This window comes from Luteolibacter sp. Y139 (genome assembly GCF_038066715.1).
GTDB lineage: Bacteria > Verrucomicrobiota > Verrucomicrobiia > Verrucomicrobiales > Akkermansiaceae > Haloferula > Haloferula soli.
Genome location: NZ_JBBUKT010000015.1, coordinates 94,400 through 113,486, shown reverse-complemented (window position 1 = coordinate 113,486; position 19,087 = coordinate 94,400). Strand labels below are relative to the sequence as shown.

The following is a 19,087-nucleotide window of genomic DNA, read 5'->3' as shown; positions in this document are numbered from 1 at the left end:
CCACTCTTGATCACCTGCCGAAAATCCCGAAGCTGCCTTCCACATGGCGCGCGAATACACGCTGAACCGGCGAACGACCGGCCCCACGTCGGGGATCGACTACCGGGCAGAGCTGAATGACGAGCAATTCGCCGCCGTCACCTCGCCGCCGGGCCCGTCCCTCGTTATCGCCGGCGCCGGCTCGGGAAAAACCCGCACCCTCACTTACCGCGTCGCCTACCTGCTCGATCACGAAGTCGAGGCCCGGAACATCCTGCTCCTGACTTTCACCAACAAGGCCGCCCGGGAAATGACGGAGCGCGTCCGCACCCTTGTCCCCCATGACGTCTCGGCGCTGTGGAGCGGCACCTTCCACTCGATCGGCAACCGCATCCTGCGCCGCCACGCCGAGGTGTTAGGCTTCACCAAGTCCTTCTCCATCCTCGACCGCGATGACCAGAAGTCACTGCTCGCCGGGGTGATCGCCAGCCTCGACATCGATACGAAAGTCCGGCGCTTCCCGAAGGCCGACGTCCTCGCCTCGATCTTCAGCTTGGTGGAGAACACCGGCGAGTCGCTCGATGACATCCTCATCCATCGCTACCCCTATTTCGAGGATTGGTCGTCCGAGATCCACAAGACCCACGAGCGCTACGCCAAGCGTAAGCTGGAGACGAACTCGATGGACTTCGATGACCTGCTCGTTCTCACCCTGAGGCTTTTCCAGAAGGACGAGGAGCTGCTCGCCCTCTATCGCAAGCGCTTCCGCCACATTCTCGTCGATGAGTATCAGGACACCAATGCGGTCCAGACCGAACTCATCGACCTGCTCGCCGGCGACGGCGCCAGCGTGATGGCGGTGGGAGACGACGCGCAGTCGATCTACTCGTGGCGCGGCGCCGACATGGGAAACATCCTCAGCTTCCCAAAGCGACACGAGGGCTGCCGTGTCTTCAAGATCGAGACGAACTACCGCAGCGTCCCGGAAATCCTCGACCTCTCAAACGCCGCCATCCGCGCCAACCACGCGCGCTTCGACAAGGACCTCAAGTCCTCGCGCGATGAGACCGGCACCAAGCCGGCGCTGGTTCCCCTCGAAGACCCGGCCACTCAAGCCGCATTCGTCGCCCAGCGGATGTTAGAACTCCGTGATGAAGGCATCCCGCTGGAGGAAATGGCCGTCCTTTACCGCGCCCACTTCCAATCGCTGGAAGTCCAGATGGAGCTCACCCACCGCGGTATCCCCTTCGCCATCACCAGCGGCCTGCGCTTCTTCGAGCAGGCCCACATCAAGGACGTCTCCGCCTTCATGCGCCTGGTCACCAATCGCCGCGACGAGACCAGCTTCAAGCGGCTCGTGCTTCTGCTGCCGGGAATCGGTGCCGCCGGAGCCGATAAGCTGTGGCGCGACTGGCAGAAGACCGGCTACGCCGAAAGCGAGGAGATGCCCGTCTGGTCCGAAGTCCTCGGCGGGCTCAAGCCGCCGAAGAAAGCGGCCAAGCATTGGGAGCAGCTCGGCTATACTTTGGACGAACTCACGCCGAACGGCGAGTTCGCTCGGCCGTCCGACATGGTCTTCAGCATCCTCGAAGGCCTCTACGCCGACTTCCTCCAAGCCTCCTACGACAACTACGAGAACCGTCGTAGCGACATCGAGCAACTGATGTCCTACGGTAGCAACTTCGATGATGTGCTGGACTTCCTCTCCCAGCTTTCTCTCCTCGGAGGAGCCGATGGCGAACCCACCGGCGATACGGCAGAGAAGGACGATGAAAAGGTGACGCTGTCCTCCATCCACCAGGCAAAGGGCCTGGAATGGAAAGTGATCTTCCTCATCTGGCTGACCGACGGCCAGTTCCCGAACGGCCGCATCCTCGAAGCGGACGATCAAGACCAGCTGGAGGAAGAGCGACGACTCTTCTACGTCGCCATCACCCGCGCGAAGGACGAGCTGTATCTCACCTACCCCTTCATCAATCCCAAGTCCTACAGCGGCGATGTGATCCAGCGCCCCTCACGATTCCTCGAGGACTTCCCGCGCAACCTCGTCGAAGAGTGGAAGGTCGGCTCAAGCTGGGCAGACGAGCCGTTCTAACACTGGGACCGCGGGATTCATCCCGCTTGGTCGGTAGGCTCGCGGGCTCTTCAACTCAGCCCCTCAATCACCTCCCGCACCGCCCTCGCGGCCTCGCGGAATTGCCCCGCCTCCACCTCATTAAGATCGGGGTGAAGGAACCGCTCCACCCCCTTCTTCCCCACCACCACGGGCAAGCTCAGGCACACGTCGTTCACACCGAGATACCCATCGACCAGCACGCTCAGCGGCACCGTCCTCTTCTCGTCTAACAAGATCGCCTCAATGATGTAGGCTGCCGACTGCCCGATCGCATAGCAGGTATTCCCCTTCTTGCGGAACACCTCGATGCCGAAATGCTTGGCACGCTCACAAAGCGCCCGCCGTTCCGGCGTATCATCGATCCTCTCCCCTCCCGACTGCGCCACACTCATCGCAGGAAACTGATGCTCTCCATGCTCGCCCAGGATGTACGCACGCAAGTCGTCCGGATGGATCGCCAGCATTTCCGAAAGCAGCTCACGGAAGCGGATTGAATCCACCAGCGTGCCCGTGCCTACCACCCGCTCGCGAGGAAAGCCTGTCAGTTGCAGCGCCTGCCACGTGAGCACGTCCACCGGATTGGTCACCATCACCAGTTTGCAATCCGGCGCGACCTTGGCAATCCGCGGCAGCAGTTCCTTCATCAAGTCCGCATTCCCCTGTGCCAATGCATTGCGGGTATGCAGCCCCGCCGGCATCGGAATCGACGCGCAGATCGCGACCACCTCACTTCCAGCCGCATCCTCAATCTCTCCGGCCCGGACCTTCACCGGGATCTGTTGGAAAGCCTGAGCATGGGTCAGGTCGAGCGCCTCGCCCTCGGCCTTTTCGCGGTTCGAGCCCACCAGCACCACCTCGCGGGCCACGCCCCGCAGTACCAGCGTGTAAGCGAGCACCATCCCGACTTTGCCGGGCCCCACGATCGTGACTTTCATCCCTTCTTCATCCGCCATGGCCCTGCGCCATTCAAGATCTCTCGCTTCATTGTCCGAATCCCCCGGTAGCGCTCGCCTTTTCCGTCAAGACGACAGCGAGGATCGCCGCTAGCGTGTAGGACCATGAACATCGGCATCCCGAAGGAGATCAAGGCCCAGGAACACCGCGTCTCCATGATCCCCGGCTCGATCGCAGACCTCGTGAAGCACGGGCATCGTGTCTTCGTTGAAACTGGCGCCGGAGCAGGCTCCAGCTACAGCGACGATCACTACCGCGCCATGGGAGCGGAAATCCTGCCAGATGCCGATGCCGTCTTCTCCACCGCCGAGATGATCGTGAAGGTAAAGGAGCCGCAGCCCGAGGAAATCGCCCGCCTCCAGCCGCACCACCTGCTCTTCACCTACCTCCACCTCGCCGCCAGCAAGCCGCTCACCGAAGCATTGATCGCCACCGGCTGCACCGCCCTCGCCTACGAGACCCTTGAGGTAAATCACCGCCTGCCCTTGCTCGAACCCATGAGCGAAATCGCCGGCCGCATGTCGTCGATCGTCGGCTCCTATCACCTCGCCAAGCACAATGGCGGCCGCGGCACCCTGTTAGGCGGCGTTCCCGGAGTCGCCCCCGGCCGCGTCGTCGTCATTGGCGGCGGCACCGCGGGCGTCAATGCCGCCCGCGTCGCCACCGGCATCGGCGCGGACGTCACCATTCTCGAGGTTGATTTCGAGCGCATGCGCTTCCTCGACATCACCATGAGCGGCACCCACACCGTCTATTCGAGCGAGGCGAATCTGGCCGAACTCCTCCCGCGCGTGGACCTCGTCATCGGCGCGGTTCTCGTCCCCGGAGCCAAGGCGCCGAAGCTCATCACACGGGAAATGCTGAAGCTGATGCAGCCCGGCAGCGTCTTCGTCGACATCGCCGTCGACCAGGGCGGCTGTGCCGAGACGACCCGCCCGACCACCCACCAAGCCCCCACTTTCGTCGAGGAGGACGTGATTCACTACTGCGTGGCAAACATGCCGGGGGCCTACGCCCGCACCGCCACCCAAGCGCTCAATAACGTGACCCAGCGCTGGATTACCCTCCTCGCCGACCACGGCGTCGCCGGGGCCAGTCGCATCCGCAAGGAAGTGCTCGGCGCCGTGAATTGCAGCGGCGGAAAACTCACCTGCCCCCCCGTCGGCGAGGCCCACGGCATCCCCGTCGTCGACGCGGCCGCGGCGTTGGAGTGAGGGGGCTGGCTGGTATTTTCGCGGGGACCCTGGCGGCTCGATCTAACGCCAGAATACCCTTGAAAAAATTCCCCCAAGAAAATCCCCTCCCGGCCGTTCCACTCCAGTCATGAGTCTATCTCACAAAACCCTCCTCGCCGCCTGCCTGTTGCCGTTCGCACTGCACGCGGAAGAACGCGCCACCCTCAATCCACCCCTCACCGTCCAAGGCCAGGCTTACACCTCCGAGTCCGGCTTGGCAGAGGACGACACCTCCGGCGGAGCCTACGGCCAGCCGGAATGGCTCAGCGCCCGCCGTTTCGCCACCACCCGCGCCTACATCCAGCAGGATCCGTGGGAATTCGGCGTCGAACAGTGGTGGCGCAGCCGCAAGAACGGCAGCGAGTGGACCCACAAGTTCCAAGAGGAAATCGAACTCGGCCTTCCCTACCGCTTCCAGCTCGATTTCTACTACGACTGGACCTACGAGGATCACGAGAGCGACTTCGAAGACGTCGCCGCCGAGGTCCGCTGGGCCTTCGCTGATTGGGGCAAGATCCCGCTCAACCCGACCCTCTACTTCGAATACAAGTGGGTCGACTCCGAGAACGGCGGCAACGTCGTGGAACCGAAGCTCCTGCTCGCCGAAGACTTCGGCTGCGGCTGGCACTGGGCCGCCAACTTCGTCTGGGAGAGAGAACTCACCGACAGCAAGGCGGAAGAGTGGGCCTTCACCCAAGCCATCAGCAAGTCGCTGATCGATAGCAAGCTCTCGGTCGGCCTCGAAATGACCTACAAGTGGGAAACCGCCCTCGGCTCGCGCAGCAAACCGGAGCGCAAGTTCAACATCGGGCCCAGCATCCAGTGGCGTCCGACCGAGTGCACCCACGTCGATGTCGTGGCCCTCGCCGGTCTCACCCACGACTCCCCGGACGTCGAGGGCTGGCTGGTCCTCGGCTGGGACTTCGGCAGTGGCGAAAGCCACTTCAAGCCGGTGACCCGCCGCCAGTAATTCACGCTTTCCAGCGCATCTAACGGTATTCGAACGGCCCGCAGCTCGCGGGCCGTTCTCTTTTCCCTCCGTCGGCGCTTACTCCCCACGGCCGGCCACCGCGATCTGGAACTCGTCCTCGTAGAGAACCACTCCAGGATTCGCGGATCGAGCCATCGAAATCTCCAGCCCGTACTTCCTCGCGAGTCGAAAATAAAACTCCAGCCGCTCCCTCATTCCCGCGGTCAGCGCCGCTTCCTTGAACCAAGTCACCGCGCGATCCGGGTTTCCCTCCGCATGATAAGGCGGCACCGGAAGATTCGCTTCGAACCAGCTACGATGTTCCCAGTAGTCACGTGTTTCCTGTTCGCTGGTGTGACCATCCCGCACCAAATGCCAGACCGCCACGAAGATGCCGTAGGGCTCACCTGTGTAAGGGCTGATCGCCGGGGACTGGAACCGGATGAACTCCATCAGGGTGAAACCCGGATCAGAGCTTCTCCGGCGACTGAAGCAACTGCGCCACGCGGCTGAGCAGCACACCGGCACCACCACCATCGACCACGCGATGGTCAAAGGTGACCACGAGTTCGGCCTCCGTCACGGGGATAAAGGCTTCCACCTGATCGCTCCACACCGGCTTCTTCACGCCCGCACCGAGACCGAGGATGAGCGTTTCATTCGGCAGCGGGATCGGCGTGCCCGACGTAAGCCCGAAGGTCCCGAAGTTCGTCACGGTCGCAATCCCACCACGCAGATCATCTTCGGAAAGCCGGCGACGGCGCCCACGCTCGACCATCTCGGCGTAATCCTTCGTGAGATCGGAAAGCGACTTCTGATCGACCTTGCGCAATACCGGCACCACGACCCCGTCATCCACCTGCACCGCCACTCCGATGTCAAAGGCACGCGGGTGCACGACCTTTTGCCCGATCAGGAAACCAGCGGTCGCAGGCTCCTCCACTAGCGCCAGGGCGAAGGCCCGCAGCACGTAGAGAGTCAGACCAGGCTTTGGATCCTGGTTGCGGCGATGCTCCAGGACACGATCAAGCTTCACCGGCAGACCCACGGTTGCCAGCGGACGCGTCCAGCTCCGGCGCATCGCATCGGCCACCGCCATTCGCATCGGCGAGGCATTGCTGCTCGGCCAAGTGTCGATGTAGTTGAGGAACTTTTCCAAGTCCTCCACCGTCACGCGACCGCCAGTGCCGGTACCGACGATCGCGGAAATGTCCGCTTCGCGCAGCCCCATGTCATCCATCCGGGCGCGCATGCGCGGGGAAATGTAATGGGCTCCCATGGTGCCGGTCGGCACCGGAAGACCCTTCACGCTCGGCACCACCCCAGGCGTTTCCTCGTAGGAATCATCGCCGAGAGCGAAGTGCAGGTTTTTCTCCTGCTGCACCGGCGAGGCTTCTTCAGCCTCGCGGCGATCGGCGGCCGCTTCGATGCTCTCCACACCCGTGCGCGTGATTTCCTCTTCGGTGACATCGAGCAGGCCTAGCAGCGTGCCGACCGAATAGGTCACCCCTTCTTTGGCCATGATCTCCTTCACCGTGCCGCGACACAGTGTGGTGACACCCATCGTCGCCTTGCTCGTCTCCACCTCGATGACCTCCTGGTCCGTCTGCACCGTGTCGCCGGGCGCGATGCCGATGCGAACGACAGTCGCCTCGGCGATCGATTCACCGAGCTGCGGCATGAGGATGGGAACGGTGGGCATGACTTGTTAGAAGGAAAGCAGCTCGCGCAGGGCGATGCAGATCGTCTCGGGCGTCGGACGGTGGGCGGCCCAGAGTTTCGGGTGATAGGGCACCGGCGTGTCGCGCGAGTTCAGGCGGCGCGGCGGGGCATCGAGCAAGTGGAAGCCGTCGGTGCAGACACGGGAGATCACCTCGGCAGTGACACCACCCCACGGGAAGGCTTCACCCAGTGCCAGCAAGCGACCGGTGCGGGCAACGCTGGCGAGCACTGTATCAATATCGAGTGGCTTCACCGAGCGAAGGTCGACGACTTCGATTTCCCATCCACCCTGCTCCTTCAAGCGGTCCGCGGCGCGCACGGCTTCGTGCACCATCGCGCTGTAGGCCACCACCGTCGCGTGCTTGCCAGGACGGGTGATGCGGGCCTTGCCGATCGGCAATTGATCGCCATTGATGCGCGGCGCTTTCAGCCAGCGGTAGAGGAACTTGTGCTCGCAGTAGACGACCGGGTCATCCAGCGCGACCGATTCTAACAGCATGTGATACGCATCCGACACCGTCGCCGGAGTCACCACGATCAGACCGGGATAGTGCGCATACAGCGCCTCCATGCTCTGGCTATGGAATGGCCCGGAACCGGGAGTCCCCCCGGAAGGCAGGCGCACGGTTAGAGGCACCGGCACGCCCGTGCGATAAAAGTGCGTCGCGGCCTGATTGACGATCTGGTTGAAGGCGATCGACGAGAAATCCGCGAACTGCATCTCGATGATCGGCCGCATGCCCTCGATCGCAGCACCCACGGCCATGCCGATCATCGCGTCCTCACTGATCGGCGAATCAAGCACGCGCCCCGGAAATTCCTCCGCGAGCCCCTTGGTCGCCTTGAAGGCACCACCGAATTTCGAAATATCCTGTCCGTAGAGGAAGACCCGCGGATCTTCACGCAGCAGCTTTTCCTGCGCCTCACGGATCGCATCGACGTACGTCACGCTCATCGTCAAAGTCCCCTTCCCGTTGGCGTGGAGCACGCATTCCAATTTTCATCCCACGGATCCGGTGTCGGCTCCTGCTGGGCCTGCGCGACCGCGGCCTGCACCTCATCGGTGAACTCCCGCTTCCAGCGCTCAATCTCTTCCACCGTGGCGATGCCGCTCTCGATCAGCTGGACCACGCCGGTCTCGATGCAATCGCGACCGAGTTGGCTATCCTTCAGCACCGGCGGCACATAACTGCCGTCATCGTGCTCGCCGTGGCCACTCAGGCGTAGCAAACGAGCCACCACCATCTGAGGACCATTGCCTTCACGAGCCAGCTTCACTGCATTTCCGATCACCTTCGTGCAGGCCAGCAAGTCGGTGCCATCCACCGAATGCCCGCCGACCCCATAGCCCTTCGCCCGGTCTAGCAGATCCTCACAGGCAAACTGCCGGTCCGTCGGCGTCGAATAGGCGAACTGGTTGTTGCCGACGATCACCACCATCGGCAGTTGCTCGACCGCGGCCATGTTCAGCCCTTCATGAAAAGCACCCGTGGAAGTTGCGCCATCGCCCACGCAGGTAGCGCCGACCACGCCTGCCAGCTCCCCTTTCAAGCGCCGGGCGATCAGCATCCCGCCGACCACCGACACCGCCGCGCCGAGGTGGGAAATCATCGCCGGCATGCCGTCCAGCGGACGGCCGCGGTGAATATTGCCGTCCCGGCCCTTCATCGGCCCCAGCACCGAACCCAAATAAGTCCGCGTGCAATCGATTAGCGGCTCTCCAAAAGCCGTCCGCCCGGCCTGGTCCCGGATCAGCGCGGCGAAGATGTCGCGGCCCTTGATCAGCGAAGCGCCGAGCGAGGCGCTGACCGCCTCCTGGCCTTTGCCGAGGTAGACACCGCCGACGATTTTGCCCGCCTTGTAGAGGCTGGATAGCTTGTTCTCAAGGAGTCGCGCCCGGAGCATCGCCCGGAAGACCTCGCGAACATAGTCGCGATCCAAATCCACGGCGGTCCTTTGGGCTTCCTCGGTCTCCGGCACGGACGAAGGCTAAACAACCACGGCGAAGGGCCGCAACCGCTTTCGACTCGCCGGGCAGGACTCGCCCGGCAAAAAGCAATCCATGCCGAAATCCACCACCTTCGCCCGCATCCGTGCCGAAGTGATCCGGCTGGTCGCCCTGATCCCGGAGGGCCGATTCACCACCTACGGGTCGATCGCGGTCCACATGAACTGCAACCCGCGCCATGTCGCCCAGACCCTAAGCGGGCTCACCCGGGAAGAAGCGCAAGACCTGCCTTGGCACCGCGTAGTCGCCGCCGAAGGCCGCATCAGCCAGTCCATGGACCCGAAATTGGCGGCCAAACAGAAAAAGCTCCTCAAAGCCGAGGGCATGAAAGTGAACGAAAAGGGCTACATCATGGACTCCGACGATCATTTCCACGTCGTGGGCGTCCGGCGGGATATCCGCTGGGACCGCGAATAAAGGAGCAGCTTACTTTTTCTTCGGCGAGGCATCTTGGGCCCACTTGGCAAACACCTCGGGATTGATCCCCTCATGATAGCCACCCTTCGCCAGCTGCTTGCCCGTGGAGTCGGTGAGGAAGTAGGTTGGGAATCCTGTCACACCGTATTCCTTCTGCAGCTTCTCATCCTTCTTGTTGCCTGGGGTTCCGCCAGGGCCGAAGTCGAGCATCAGCAACACAAGATTCTGGTCGGCAAACGATTTGAAAGCCGATTCGGAAAACACCTCCTTCTCCAGTTTGATGCAGTAAGGACACCAGCTGGTGCCGGTGAAGAGCACCAGAATCGGCAGGCCGGTCTCTTTGGATTGCTCCTGGGCCTTGTCCATTTTGGTCAGCCACTTCGCCTTGCGGTCTGCGGCCACGACCGGCGCATCTTTCGTTCCCTTGGCTTCTGGCTTGCTCGCTTGGGATTTGAGGAACTCTTGATCCGCGGTCGAAAGTTTCGATTGGGCAAAGGTGCTCGTCTTTCCGTTTCGCAGCCGGATGGTGACTTGGTCACCTTCGACTTTCACCAGCTCGCCATCGATGGCTGCACCCTCGGCGTTCACCCACTTGCGATACTCCGCATGGAGAGGGTTGATCAGGAAGGAGCCTGCGAGAAGGACACAGAAAATGGACTTTTTCATGATCAGGAGCGGTTTGACCTCTGCCCCATTAACATCCGAAGAGGACTGGAGTCGAGCGGGTTCCTCGCCTTCGCCTTTCCCGCGCCTGCATGCGCCATTCCGCATAGCCCGGCAAAGGCCTCCGCTTAACCCTACCCGGGCCATGCCCTCTTCCCTACCCTTGGTGCTCGTTTCGGCCTCCCATGAAATGCTCGGCACCCGTCCGTTTCTGGCTGCTCGATGCGAATACATCGACGCAGTCCGTCTGGCGGGCTGCTTGCCCATGATCACCCCGGGAGGCGAGCCCGATGACCTGCTCGATCTCGCCGATGGCATCCTCCTCACCGGCGCACCGGCAAACGTGCATCCATCGCATTTCGGCGAAGACGTGCTCGATCCCACCCTTCCCCTCGATCCCGAGCGCGATTCCTGGACGCTGCCCCTGATCCGTCGAGCCGTGGAGCGCGGCATTCCGCTCATGGGCATCTGCCGCGGCTTTCAGGAAATCAACGTCGCCCTCGGCGGCAGCCTCCATCAGGCCATCCATGCCGTCCCCGGCTTCAACGATCACCGCGAACCCGACTCCGACGATCTCGCTGTGAGATATGGCTTGGCCCACGAGGTAGACATCGTCCCCGGCGGCCTGCTCGACTCCATCCTCGGCCAGCCCCGGATCACGGTGAACTCCGCCCACGGCCAAGGCGTCAATCGGCTAGCTGAGGGCCTACGAGTCGAAGCCCTCTCTCCGGATGGCGTGATCGAGGCAGCCACGCTTCCGGACGCTCCCGCGTTCAATCTCGGCATGCAATGGCATCCCGAATGTCAGGCAGCCACGAATCCGGTCTCCCGGCGCATTTTCGAGGCTTTTGCCGAAGCCTGCCACGCCCAGAGAAACCGGCGGGCTTGATCCGTCCGCTTTCGCCTTTCCCGCGCCTGCATGCGCCATTCCGCATTGCCGGAAACGAGGTCGCCCCTCATAACCCCGCCGAACTTTTCCCGACCTGACCTGATGAAACCAACTCTCCTCGTTCTCGCCGCCGGCATGGGCTCCCGCTACGGCGGCCTCAAGCAAATGGACCCGATGGGCCCGAGCGGCGAAACCGTGCTGGATTACTCGGTTTTCGACGCCATCCGCGCCGGTTTCGGCAAGGTCGTCTTCATCATCCGCGAGGATTTCGCCGAAGCCTTCAAGAGCAGCGTCGGCGCCCGCTTCGCCGGCAAGATCGAGGTCGATTACGCCTTTCAGAAGCTCGATGACCTGCCGGAGGGCTTCTCCGTCCCGGAAGGCCGCACCAAGCCCTGGGGCACCGCCCACGCCGTCCGCGCCGCCCGCCACGTCGTCTCCGGTCCCTTCGCTGTCATCAATGCCGACGATTTCTACGGCGCGGACGCCTATCAGGTCATCGCCCGCTGGTTCGCCTCCAATACCGGCGCCGCTGGCAAGGACCACTACTCGATGGTCGGCTACCCACTGAAAAACACCCTCTCCGAGCACGGCTCCGTCAATCGCGGCATCTGCCAGACCGATGCCGAGGGCCTGCTGACCGACGTCGAGGAAGTCGTGGATATCGCCCGCGATGAGGATGGCATCGTCCGCGGCACCGCCCTCGACGGCAGCCGCCGCGAAATCGCCGACATCTGCCCCGTTTCGATGAATTTCTGGGGCTTCACCGTGGAATACTTCGCCCAGCTCGAGGAGCACTTCACCACCTTCCTGAAGGAAAAGGGCGGCGAGCAGAAGTCCGAGTGCTACATCCCCACCGTGGTCGATGACTTCATCCGCCAGGACCGCGCCGATTGCCGCGTGCTCGATACCACATCTTCTTGGTTCGGCGTGACTTATCCGGACGACAAGCCCCACGTGGTCGAGTCGATCGCGAAGCTGGTGGCCGCCGGTGACTATCCGAGCCCGCTCGGCTGAGCGCCTGTCAGGAAACATGCCGCCAAGGGATCTCGCCCCAGGCTGTTAAAAAGAGCGTCTCTCCCCTCGCCTGTTTTTAAAAATGGGCGATCGGGAATGACATCTCTTTCACGACTATTTTTCAAACATCTCCCGAGGGTCCTAACGCCCCGATTTTCCGATTCCCAAAGCGCGGCATGGCAGGCAAGCTCCCCCGCCATGACCCTGCCGCGCCTGTTTGCCATCGCCCTCCTTTCCTTGTGCCCCGGGCTAACCGCCCAAGCCGGCGGGAAAAAGGGCGAGGCCTCCGGCATTTCGTTCCACATGCAAGGCGACGCTTCGGACAACCCGAAGATGATCTTCCAGCAGTTCAATGCCGGGCAGCAGATGGTCTTCCGCCGCGTCCCCGAGATCACCACCAAGGACATTGCCGCCTTCAATCCCTTCCCGTCGCAGGATGGCCAGGGCTTCGGCATGGTGATCCAGCTCAAGCCTGCCGCCAAGAACCGCATCGCCGCCGTCACCAATGCCAACGTCAACCGCTGGCTGCTCGCCATGGTCAACGGCCGCAAGGTCGACGCCGTGCTGATCGACAAGACCGTCGAGGACGGCCACCTAGTGATTTGGAAGGGCATCGGCGGCGCGGAAATCGAAGCTTTCGACAAGGAATTCCCCCGCATCGGGGAAGCCAAGCCTCGACACTGATTCCGACATGCTCCGCCAGCTAGCCCTCGCACTCGCATTCCTCACTCCCCTGTTCGCCGTCGAGCTCCAGCTCCCGACGGAGAATCACCATCTTCTCACCGGCGAGCCGGAGAAGTTCTACATGTATGTGAATCGCACCTTTGAGGGCGAGACCACCCAGCCATGGGAGGCCGGCAGCTTCGGCTTCGTCCGCACCCCGATCCGCATCGGACAGGATGTCGTCCTGAAGCAGTTCCACGAGGGCGTCGACATCCAGCCCACCAAGCGCGACAAGGCCGGCAACCCGCTCGACCTCGTGATGTCGGTTTCCGATGGCACCGTCGTCCACACCAGCCCTGTCGCCGGGCGCTCGAACTACGGCAAATACGTCGTGGTGGAGCATAAGTTCGAGGGCGACTGCTTCTACAGCGTTTACGCCCACCTCGCAGAAATCACGGCCAAGCCGGGTGACGTCGTGAAGACGGGCTCGGTCCTCGGCCGCATGGGCTACACTGGTGCCGGCATCGATCGCACCCGTGCCCACTGCCACCTCGAGATGTGCCTGCTGATGAGCGAGCACTACGATGGCTGGAGCCACGCCTACGGCGGCGGCACCAATTTCCACGGCAACTTCAATGGCATGAACCTCGCCGGAATGGACGTGGGTGCCTTGTTCCTGGCCCACGAGAAGAATCCGGAGCTGCGCCTGCAGGACTTCGTGCTCGCGACCCCCGCTTATTTCAAGGTGACCATCCCGCGCGAAGGCACCTGGGACTTCGCCCAGCGTCACAAGTGGATGGTGAAGGGCGATATCAGCGAGGCATCTCCTTCGTGGGAGCTATCCTTCTCCGCCACCGGTCTGATCGTGGGCATCGCACCGAGCCAGCGCTCCGTCGCCGAGCCGGTCGTCACCGCCGTTCGCAATTCCCGCGTCAACCACCGCTACCTCACCCGCGGCCTGATCGACGGCCAAGGAAACGGCGCAGCTCTGACAGCTTCGGGCAAGCATCTCATTGCCCTGCTGACGGACGACTTCCCGGCGCAACCCGCCACGGCACCCGGCGCTCACCCGGCACCCGAGGAATCATCGGAGGACCAGTAAGCGAACTTCGTCGGGGTTGGCACTTGGCACTTCTTCCGAGGAGCGCTTGGCTCCCGGCATGGATTCCATCCTCGCCCGCATCGAAAGCCTCGGCCACAAGCTTCCCGAAGTCCCCGTCCCCGTCGCCGCCTACGTCAACTGCGTCCGCAGCGGCAACCTGCTCTTCCTCTCCGGCGGCCTGCCCATCGATGGCGACCGCAAGATTGTCGGCAAGGTCCCCGCTGACGTCTCCATCGAGGAAGCCCAGGAAGGCGCACGCATTATCATCCTCAACCGCCTCGCCGTGGTGAAGCAGGAGATCGGCTCGCTCGACAAGGTGAAGCAGATCGTCGCGCTCAACGGCTTCGTGAACTCCGCGCCTGACTTCTACGGCCACCCGCAGGTGGTCAATGGCGCCAGCGAGCTGCTCATCGAAATCTTCGGCGACAAGGGCAAGCACTCCCGCACCGCCCTCGGTGCCGCCGCCCTGCCACTCAATGTCGCGGTGGAGATCAATCTGATCGTCGAAGTGGAATAAGGGGTGTCGACGTTCCGTCGACGCGATGTCGGCCGCAGGTCGACATTCTCACGCCATGACCCTCTACGACTCCCACAACCACCTCCAGCGTTTCGCCGATCCCGCGAAAATCATCGCGGAAATGCGGGCCGCTGGAGTGGCAGGGTGCGTCGTCAACGGCACCGGCGAAGACGACTGGGAAACCGTCGCCCGGTTGACCGAAACATTCCCCGATTTCGTCCAACCCGCTTTCGGCCTCCATCCATGGAAAGCCCATCTCCGTTCCGGCAATTGGCTGGCCCTGTTAGAGAACTTCCTCGACCGCTTCCCTAACGCCTCCATCGGCGAATGCGGCCTCGATGGCTGGGTCTCCTCACCATCTCTGGAGGTCCAGCGCGAAGTCTTCCTCCCCCAACTCGCCCGCGCCCGCGAGCGTAGCTTGCCCGTGACCATTCACGCGCTGAAAGCGTGGGAGCCCCTGTTCGCCGCCTTCGATCAAGAGAAGCCACCGGAAAACTTCCTCCTCCACTCCTTCGGCGGCTCACCGGAACTCGTGAAGCGCCTCGCCGATCTCGGAGCTTGGTTCTCCTTCTCCGGATACTTCCTCCAGCCGCGCAAGGCAAAGGTCGTCGAAGCCTTCAAGGCAGTACCGCAAGATCGGCTCCTCGTGGAAACCGACGCCCCCGACATGATGCCTCCGGAAGAGTTCATCACTCATCCCACCGCCGAAGGAAACCATCCCGCGAACCTGACCCGAATCGCGAGAGCCTTGGCGGAAAGGCTTGAGACCGGCGAAGAGAATCTCGTGGCGCTGACTGCGGAAAACCACCGCAGGTTCTTCAACTCCGACCGATAAACTGGGAGCGCGGGATTCATCCCGCCCGAGTGGTCCCCACAAGCGGACCAAACCTCGCGCCTTCATTACGCCTCAAAGCGCCGACGCCACACCCTCCAGCACCTCCACCTCTCCTCTCCACCCCATCTCGCGAATCGCGTCCAAAACTTCCTCCCACCCCGGAAAAACAACCGCCTCCCTCGCCACCTGCTCCTCGTCGGGCGGAAACTCCCCTTCCGGCAACACCCGCTGCGACAGGTGAAAGCACGCCCAAGCCCGCCACGCGCGGATTTCCTTTCGTTCTCCGCTCACCCGCGTCGCCAGATGCTGGAAATGACGGACCGGGTTCCCCAAAAAGCGCCCCTCCGGCCGCTGCTGGAGCATCCAAACGAGCGCCCCATACGGCGGCGGGAACTTTCCAAGAACCTCCTCATCTCCGCTCAGATCCGCCATGAAGGCCTTGTTGAGCTGCAGGATCGCCTGCGCCGGCTTCCCTTCGCGCCATAGCGACTGAGCATAGCTGAGCGCCGCGAAGTAGTAGCGGTCGCACTTCATCCCACCAAAAGCCCGCGTGATCATAGGCCCGTGCGCGTGCGTCACTTCGGGCAAGAATGGACATCCCGGAAAATCGAAGGTCGCATGAATCGGTGACTTCATGTCGGGGTGGTTTTGCGCCATATCGTGAGACGCCACAAGGAAGGGCAGGATATTGGACGGACTGAAAGCTTCTCCTCCCGATCTACGTTTGAGCGGAATCCACTGGAAATCACCGGATTTCTCACTAAACCAGTTTGAAAATGCGATTCAACCCATTCACTTCCGCCCTCGCCGCGGTTTGCTCGCTGACGATTCTCTCGTGCGAGCAACCGGCGTCCACAGCGGCAGACAAGGAAGTGAAGGCGGCCGAGGAGCCAGCGAAAGCTCCCCCGATCCAATTGCCGGAGGTGGTTTCCTTCAACGAGCACGTCCAGCCCATCCTCTCTGAGAATTGCTACCATTGCCACGGCCCGGACTCCGGAACCCGCGAACCGAAGAAATCCCCTCTCCGGCTGGATATTGAAAAGGACGCCTTCGCCGCGCGGGAAGACGGCAAGCCGGTCATCGTGAAGGGCAAGCCGGAGGAGTCCATGGTGGTCAAATTGATCCACGAGCAGGACCCGGAGAAGATGATGCCTCCGCCCGCTTCCCACAAGACACTGAAGCCGGAGCAGGTCGCGCTGTTAGAGAAGTGGATCGCCCAGGGTGCTCCTTACGAAGCGCACTGGTCCTTCATCCCGGTAAAGCGCCCGGAACTCCCTGAGGCAGGCAAAGACTGGGCCGCCAATCCCATCGACCATTTCATCGCCGCCAAGCTGCAAGAGAAAGGCCTGAAGCCGAATCCGACCGAGACACCCGCGCGCTTCTATCGTCGTCTTCACTTGGATCTAACAGGCCTTCCCCCTTCACCCGAAGAATCCGCCGCGTTCACTTGGGAGAAGCTGCAAGCTGAAGTCGACCGCCTCCTCGCCACCTCGGCCAGTGCCGAGCACTTCGCCCGCCAGTGGCTTGATGCCGCACGCTATGCCGACACCCACGGCATCCACATCGACAACTACCGCGCCATCTGGCCCTACCGCGATTGGGTCGTTCGCGCGTTCCAGGCAAACATGCCGTGGGACCAGTTCACCACCGAGCAGATGGCCGGCGATCTCCTTCCTGACCGCACTCTCGATCAACAAGTGGCCACCGGCTTCAACCGCTGCCTCGCCACCAGCGGCGAAGGCGGCGCGATCCCCGAGGAATACGACGCCATCTACGCCAAGGACCGCGTCGACACCATGTCCGCCGTCTGGCTCGGCCTCACCACCGGCTGCGCGGCCTGCCACGATCACAAGTTCGACCCGGTTTCCACGAAGGAATTCTACTCACTCACCGCGTTCTTCCGGAACACGCCGATGAGCGCGCTCGACGGCAACAATGCCGAGCACCCGCCGAATGTCTTCGTGCCGCTCATCGAAGATCGGGAGCGTTGGGGAACGCTGGCCAGCGACATCTCCGGCACCGAAAAGGCCCTCGCTGATCGCAAGGGCTCCGCCCGCCCGGAATTCGAGGCATGGCTCGCCAATGCGACGATCGCCCCGCCGAAGGAAGCGGATTCCACGCTGGTGCTTCACCTCCCGCTCACCGAATCGGAAGGTCCCCTGCGCGGCCTCGTCGACGGCCAGTCCCGCGAGTGGCCGGCGAATCTCTCGCGCATCGATGCCCCGCTCGGCAAGGCCCCCGTGGTCAGCGATGGGCCCGTCGAACTCGGCGACCTCGCCAGCTTCTCCCGCGGCGACCGCGTCACCTACGGCGGCTTCATTCGCCTCGAAGGCGCGCCCACCGGAGCCGTGATCGCCCGCATGAATCCCGGCGAAAGTTTCCGCGGCTGGGACATCTACCTGCAAGGCGGCCGGCCCGCCTCACACGTCATCGACTCGTGGGACAAGTCCGCAAACAAGATCGTCGCCCCGAATCCCCTGAAGCCCGGCGAATGGCACCACGTCATGGTCACCTTCGACGGCACCGCTGCTTCACCGCAAGCCAGCGCGATCTACATCGATGGCCAGAACGCCGGTGGTGCCACCAATCCGAACAACGTCGGCGCAACCATCGAGACCAAGGTCCCGTTGCGTCTGGGCTCGCGCGAAAACAACGACTCGAAACTCAATGGCAAGGTCGCCCTCCAGGACTTCCGCTTCTATCGCCGGCTCCTGTCACCGCAGGAAATCGCCAGCCTGGCACAGGACAGCATGCTCCAGCACATCACTGCGCTGCCAGCAGACCAACGGACCAAGGAACAGCTCGATACCCTCTTCGGCTACTACCTCGCCACCGTCGACGCGCCCTCGCGCGAGCTGCGCGTGAAGCTGGAGGCCCTCAAGTCCGAACAAGGCACCCTGCGCGCCCGCGGCTCGGTGTCGCTGGTGATGGAGGAAAAGAAGGGCGAGCCCTTCGCCCACGTCCTCACTCGCGGCGTCTATTCCGACAAGGGCGAGAAGGTCGCACCTACGACGCCCGCCGTACTTCCGCCGATGGCCGCAGATTCACCGAAGAACCGCCTCGGCCTCGCCCGCTGGCTGACCGATCCGGCCAATCCCCTCCCCGCCCGCGTCACCATGAACCGCGCCTGGTACTACCTCTTCGGCACCGGCATCGTGGAGACCAATGACGACTTCGGCATCATGGGCGCACGGCCCACCCATCCGAAGCTGCTCGATTGGCTCGCCGCGGAGTTCGTCGATTCCAAGTGGGACTACCGCCACATGGTGAAGCTGATGGTCACATCCGCCGCCTACCGGCAATCCGGCACCGTCTCGCCCGAAAAGCTGGAGAAGGACCCCATGAACCGCCTCATCTCGCGCGGCCCGCGCTACCGCATGGATGCGGAGATGCTGCGCGACACCGCCCTCGCCACCGCCGGCCTGCTGTCTCCGAAAATCGGCGGCCCTCCGGTGAAGCCCTATCAGCCCGAAGGCATCTGGGAAGCGGTCGCGATGAAGGAGTCCAACACCCGCTTCTACAAGCAAGACACCGGCGAAGCCCTCTATCGCCGTTCCATCTACACCTTCTGGAAACGCACCGCGCCCAACCCGGCAATGGAGATTCTCAACGCCCCGAGCCGCGAAGTCTTCTGCGTCCGCCGCGATCGGACGAACACGCCGCTGCAGGCCTTCGTCATCTTGAATGACCCGCAGTTCATCGAGGCCTCCCGACGCTTGGCAGAAAACGCGATGAAAGCTTCAGCCGACGCCTCCGCTCGCCTCGATTTCCTCAGCTCCCGCCTCATCTCGCGCACTCTCGCAGAACCCGAGCGGAAGCTCGCCATGGAAACCCACGACTCCGCCCTCGCCGTCTACAAGTCCGACGCCAAGGAAGCGCAAGCCATGATCTCCAACGGCGAGACAAAAGCCGATCCCTCCCTCGACGTCCCCGAACTCGCTGCATGGACGCTCGTCTCCAGCCAGCTCCTCAATCTCGACGAAACGCTCAACAAGTAGTCCGC

The 19,087-nt window shown here is 62.8% G+C and carries 18 protein-coding genes; 11 read left to right on the top strand and 7 right to left on the bottom strand.

Going from position 1 to position 19,087, the window contains the following annotated elements:
- Positions 1–43 precede the first annotated feature (43 nt).
- Positions 44–2,074 (top strand): ATP-dependent helicase, encoded by a 2,031-nt coding sequence (locus WKV53_RS26225; RefSeq protein WP_341407806.1) that lies wholly within the window; start codon positions 44–46, stop codon positions 2,072–2,074.
- 50 nt (positions 2,075–2,124) lie between these two features.
- On the opposite strand, the gene WKV53_RS26220 is transcribed toward WKV53_RS26225, so the two are convergent.
- Positions 2,125–3,048, bottom strand: coding sequence for a malate dehydrogenase (locus tag WKV53_RS26220; protein WP_341407805.1), 924 nt, complete (start codon positions 3,046–3,048; stop codon positions 2,125–2,127).
- A 105-nt stretch (positions 3,049–3,153) separates the two neighbouring features.
- On the opposite strand from WKV53_RS26220, the gene ald reads away from it, so the two are divergent.
- Both ald and WKV53_RS26210 read left to right on the top strand, forming a co-directional pair.
- Positions 3,154–4,263, top strand: coding sequence for an alanine dehydrogenase (ald, locus tag WKV53_RS26215; RefSeq protein ID WP_341407804.1), 1,110 nt, complete (start codon positions 3,154–3,156; stop codon positions 4,261–4,263).
- Positions 4,264–4,372: 109 nt separating this feature from the next.
- Complete coding sequence (locus WKV53_RS26210) at positions 4,373–5,254, top strand: transporter (protein WP_341407803.1); 882 nt, start codon at positions 4,373–4,375, stop codon at positions 5,252–5,254.
- 78 nt (positions 5,255–5,332) lie between these two features.
- Here WKV53_RS26210 and WKV53_RS26205 read toward each other — a convergent pair whose 3' ends face one another.
- From WKV53_RS26205 to WKV53_RS26190, 4 genes are read right to left on the bottom strand one after another with little or no spacing between them, the layout of a single operon-like run.
- Entirely contained in the window at positions 5,333–5,707 is a 375-nt protein-coding gene (locus WKV53_RS26205; RefSeq protein WP_341407802.1) for a hypothetical protein, read from the bottom strand.
- A gap of 16 nt (positions 5,708–5,723) precedes the next feature.
- The gene (locus tag WKV53_RS26200) at positions 5,724–6,956 is read right to left on the bottom strand and encodes a dihydrolipoamide acetyltransferase family protein (RefSeq protein WP_341407801.1); all 1,233 of its coding nucleotides are present in this window, start codon (positions 6,954–6,956) and stop codon (positions 5,724–5,726) included.
- A gap of 6 nt (positions 6,957–6,962) precedes the next feature.
- Positions 6,963–7,931, bottom strand: a complete 969-nt coding sequence (locus WKV53_RS26195; protein WP_341407800.1) for an alpha-ketoacid dehydrogenase subunit beta — start codon at positions 7,929–7,931, stop codon at positions 6,963–6,965.
- A gap of 2 nt (positions 7,932–7,933) precedes the next feature.
- Entirely contained in the window at positions 7,934–8,956 is a 1,023-nt protein-coding gene (locus WKV53_RS26190; RefSeq protein WP_341407799.1) for a thiamine pyrophosphate-dependent dehydrogenase E1 component subunit alpha, read from the bottom strand.
- A gap of 82 nt (positions 8,957–9,038) precedes the next feature.
- Here WKV53_RS26190 and WKV53_RS26185 point away from each other — a divergent pair, with 82 nt between their 5' ends.
- Positions 9,039–9,401 (top strand): MGMT family protein, encoded by a 363-nt coding sequence (locus WKV53_RS26185; protein WP_341407798.1) that lies wholly within the window; start codon positions 9,039–9,041, stop codon positions 9,399–9,401.
- Between the two features lie 9 nt (positions 9,402–9,410).
- Here the strand turns inward: WKV53_RS26185 and WKV53_RS26180 are convergent, their stop codons facing one another.
- Positions 9,411–10,067 carry a thioredoxin family protein gene (locus WKV53_RS26180; RefSeq protein ID WP_341407797.1) on the bottom strand — a complete coding sequence of 219 codons (657 nt, stop codon included), beginning with the start codon at positions 10,065–10,067 and terminating at the stop codon, positions 9,411–9,413.
- Between the two features lie 142 nt (positions 10,068–10,209).
- Between WKV53_RS26180 and WKV53_RS26175 the strand changes: the two genes are divergently transcribed.
- The 6 genes from WKV53_RS26175 to WKV53_RS26150 all read left to right on the top strand — a co-directional run bounded on the left by WKV53_RS26175 (position 10,210) and on the right by WKV53_RS26150 (position 15,084).
- The gene (locus tag WKV53_RS26175) at positions 10,210–10,953 is read left to right on the top strand and encodes a gamma-glutamyl-gamma-aminobutyrate hydrolase family protein (RefSeq protein ID WP_341407796.1); all 744 of its coding nucleotides are present in this window, start codon (positions 10,210–10,212) and stop codon (positions 10,951–10,953) included.
- Between the two features lie 102 nt (positions 10,954–11,055).
- On the top strand, positions 11,056–11,967 hold the full coding sequence (locus WKV53_RS26170; RefSeq protein WP_341407795.1) for a nucleotidyltransferase family protein: 912 nt from the start codon (positions 11,056–11,058) through the stop codon (positions 11,965–11,967).
- Between the two features lie 198 nt (positions 11,968–12,165).
- On the top strand, positions 12,166–12,651 hold the full coding sequence (locus WKV53_RS26165) for a hypothetical protein (protein ID WP_341407794.1): 486 nt from the start codon (positions 12,166–12,168) through the stop codon (positions 12,649–12,651).
- A 7-nt stretch (positions 12,652–12,658) separates the two neighbouring features.
- On the top strand, positions 12,659–13,732 hold the full coding sequence (locus WKV53_RS26160) for a M23 family metallopeptidase (protein ID WP_341407793.1): 1,074 nt from the start codon (positions 12,659–12,661) through the stop codon (positions 13,730–13,732).
- Between the two features lie 58 nt (positions 13,733–13,790).
- Entirely contained in the window at positions 13,791–14,249 is a 459-nt protein-coding gene (locus WKV53_RS26155) for a RidA family protein (protein ID WP_341407792.1), read from the top strand.
- 55 nt (positions 14,250–14,304) lie between these two features.
- A complete protein-coding gene (locus WKV53_RS26150; protein WP_341407791.1) occupies positions 14,305–15,084 on the top strand; it encodes a TatD family hydrolase in 780 nt (259 codons plus the stop codon).
- A 72-nt stretch (positions 15,085–15,156) separates the two neighbouring features.
- On the opposite strand, the gene WKV53_RS26145 is transcribed toward WKV53_RS26150, so the two are convergent.
- Positions 15,157–15,618, bottom strand: a complete 462-nt coding sequence (locus WKV53_RS26145) for a hypothetical protein (protein ID WP_341407790.1) — start codon at positions 15,616–15,618, stop codon at positions 15,157–15,159.
- A gap of 242 nt (positions 15,619–15,860) precedes the next feature.
- Between WKV53_RS26145 and WKV53_RS26140 the strand changes: the two genes are divergently transcribed.
- The gene (locus WKV53_RS26140) at positions 15,861–19,082 is read left to right on the top strand and encodes a DUF1553 domain-containing protein (RefSeq protein ID WP_341407789.1); all 3,222 of its coding nucleotides are present in this window, start codon (positions 15,861–15,863) and stop codon (positions 19,080–19,082) included.
- Positions 19,083–19,087 lie beyond the last annotated feature (5 nt).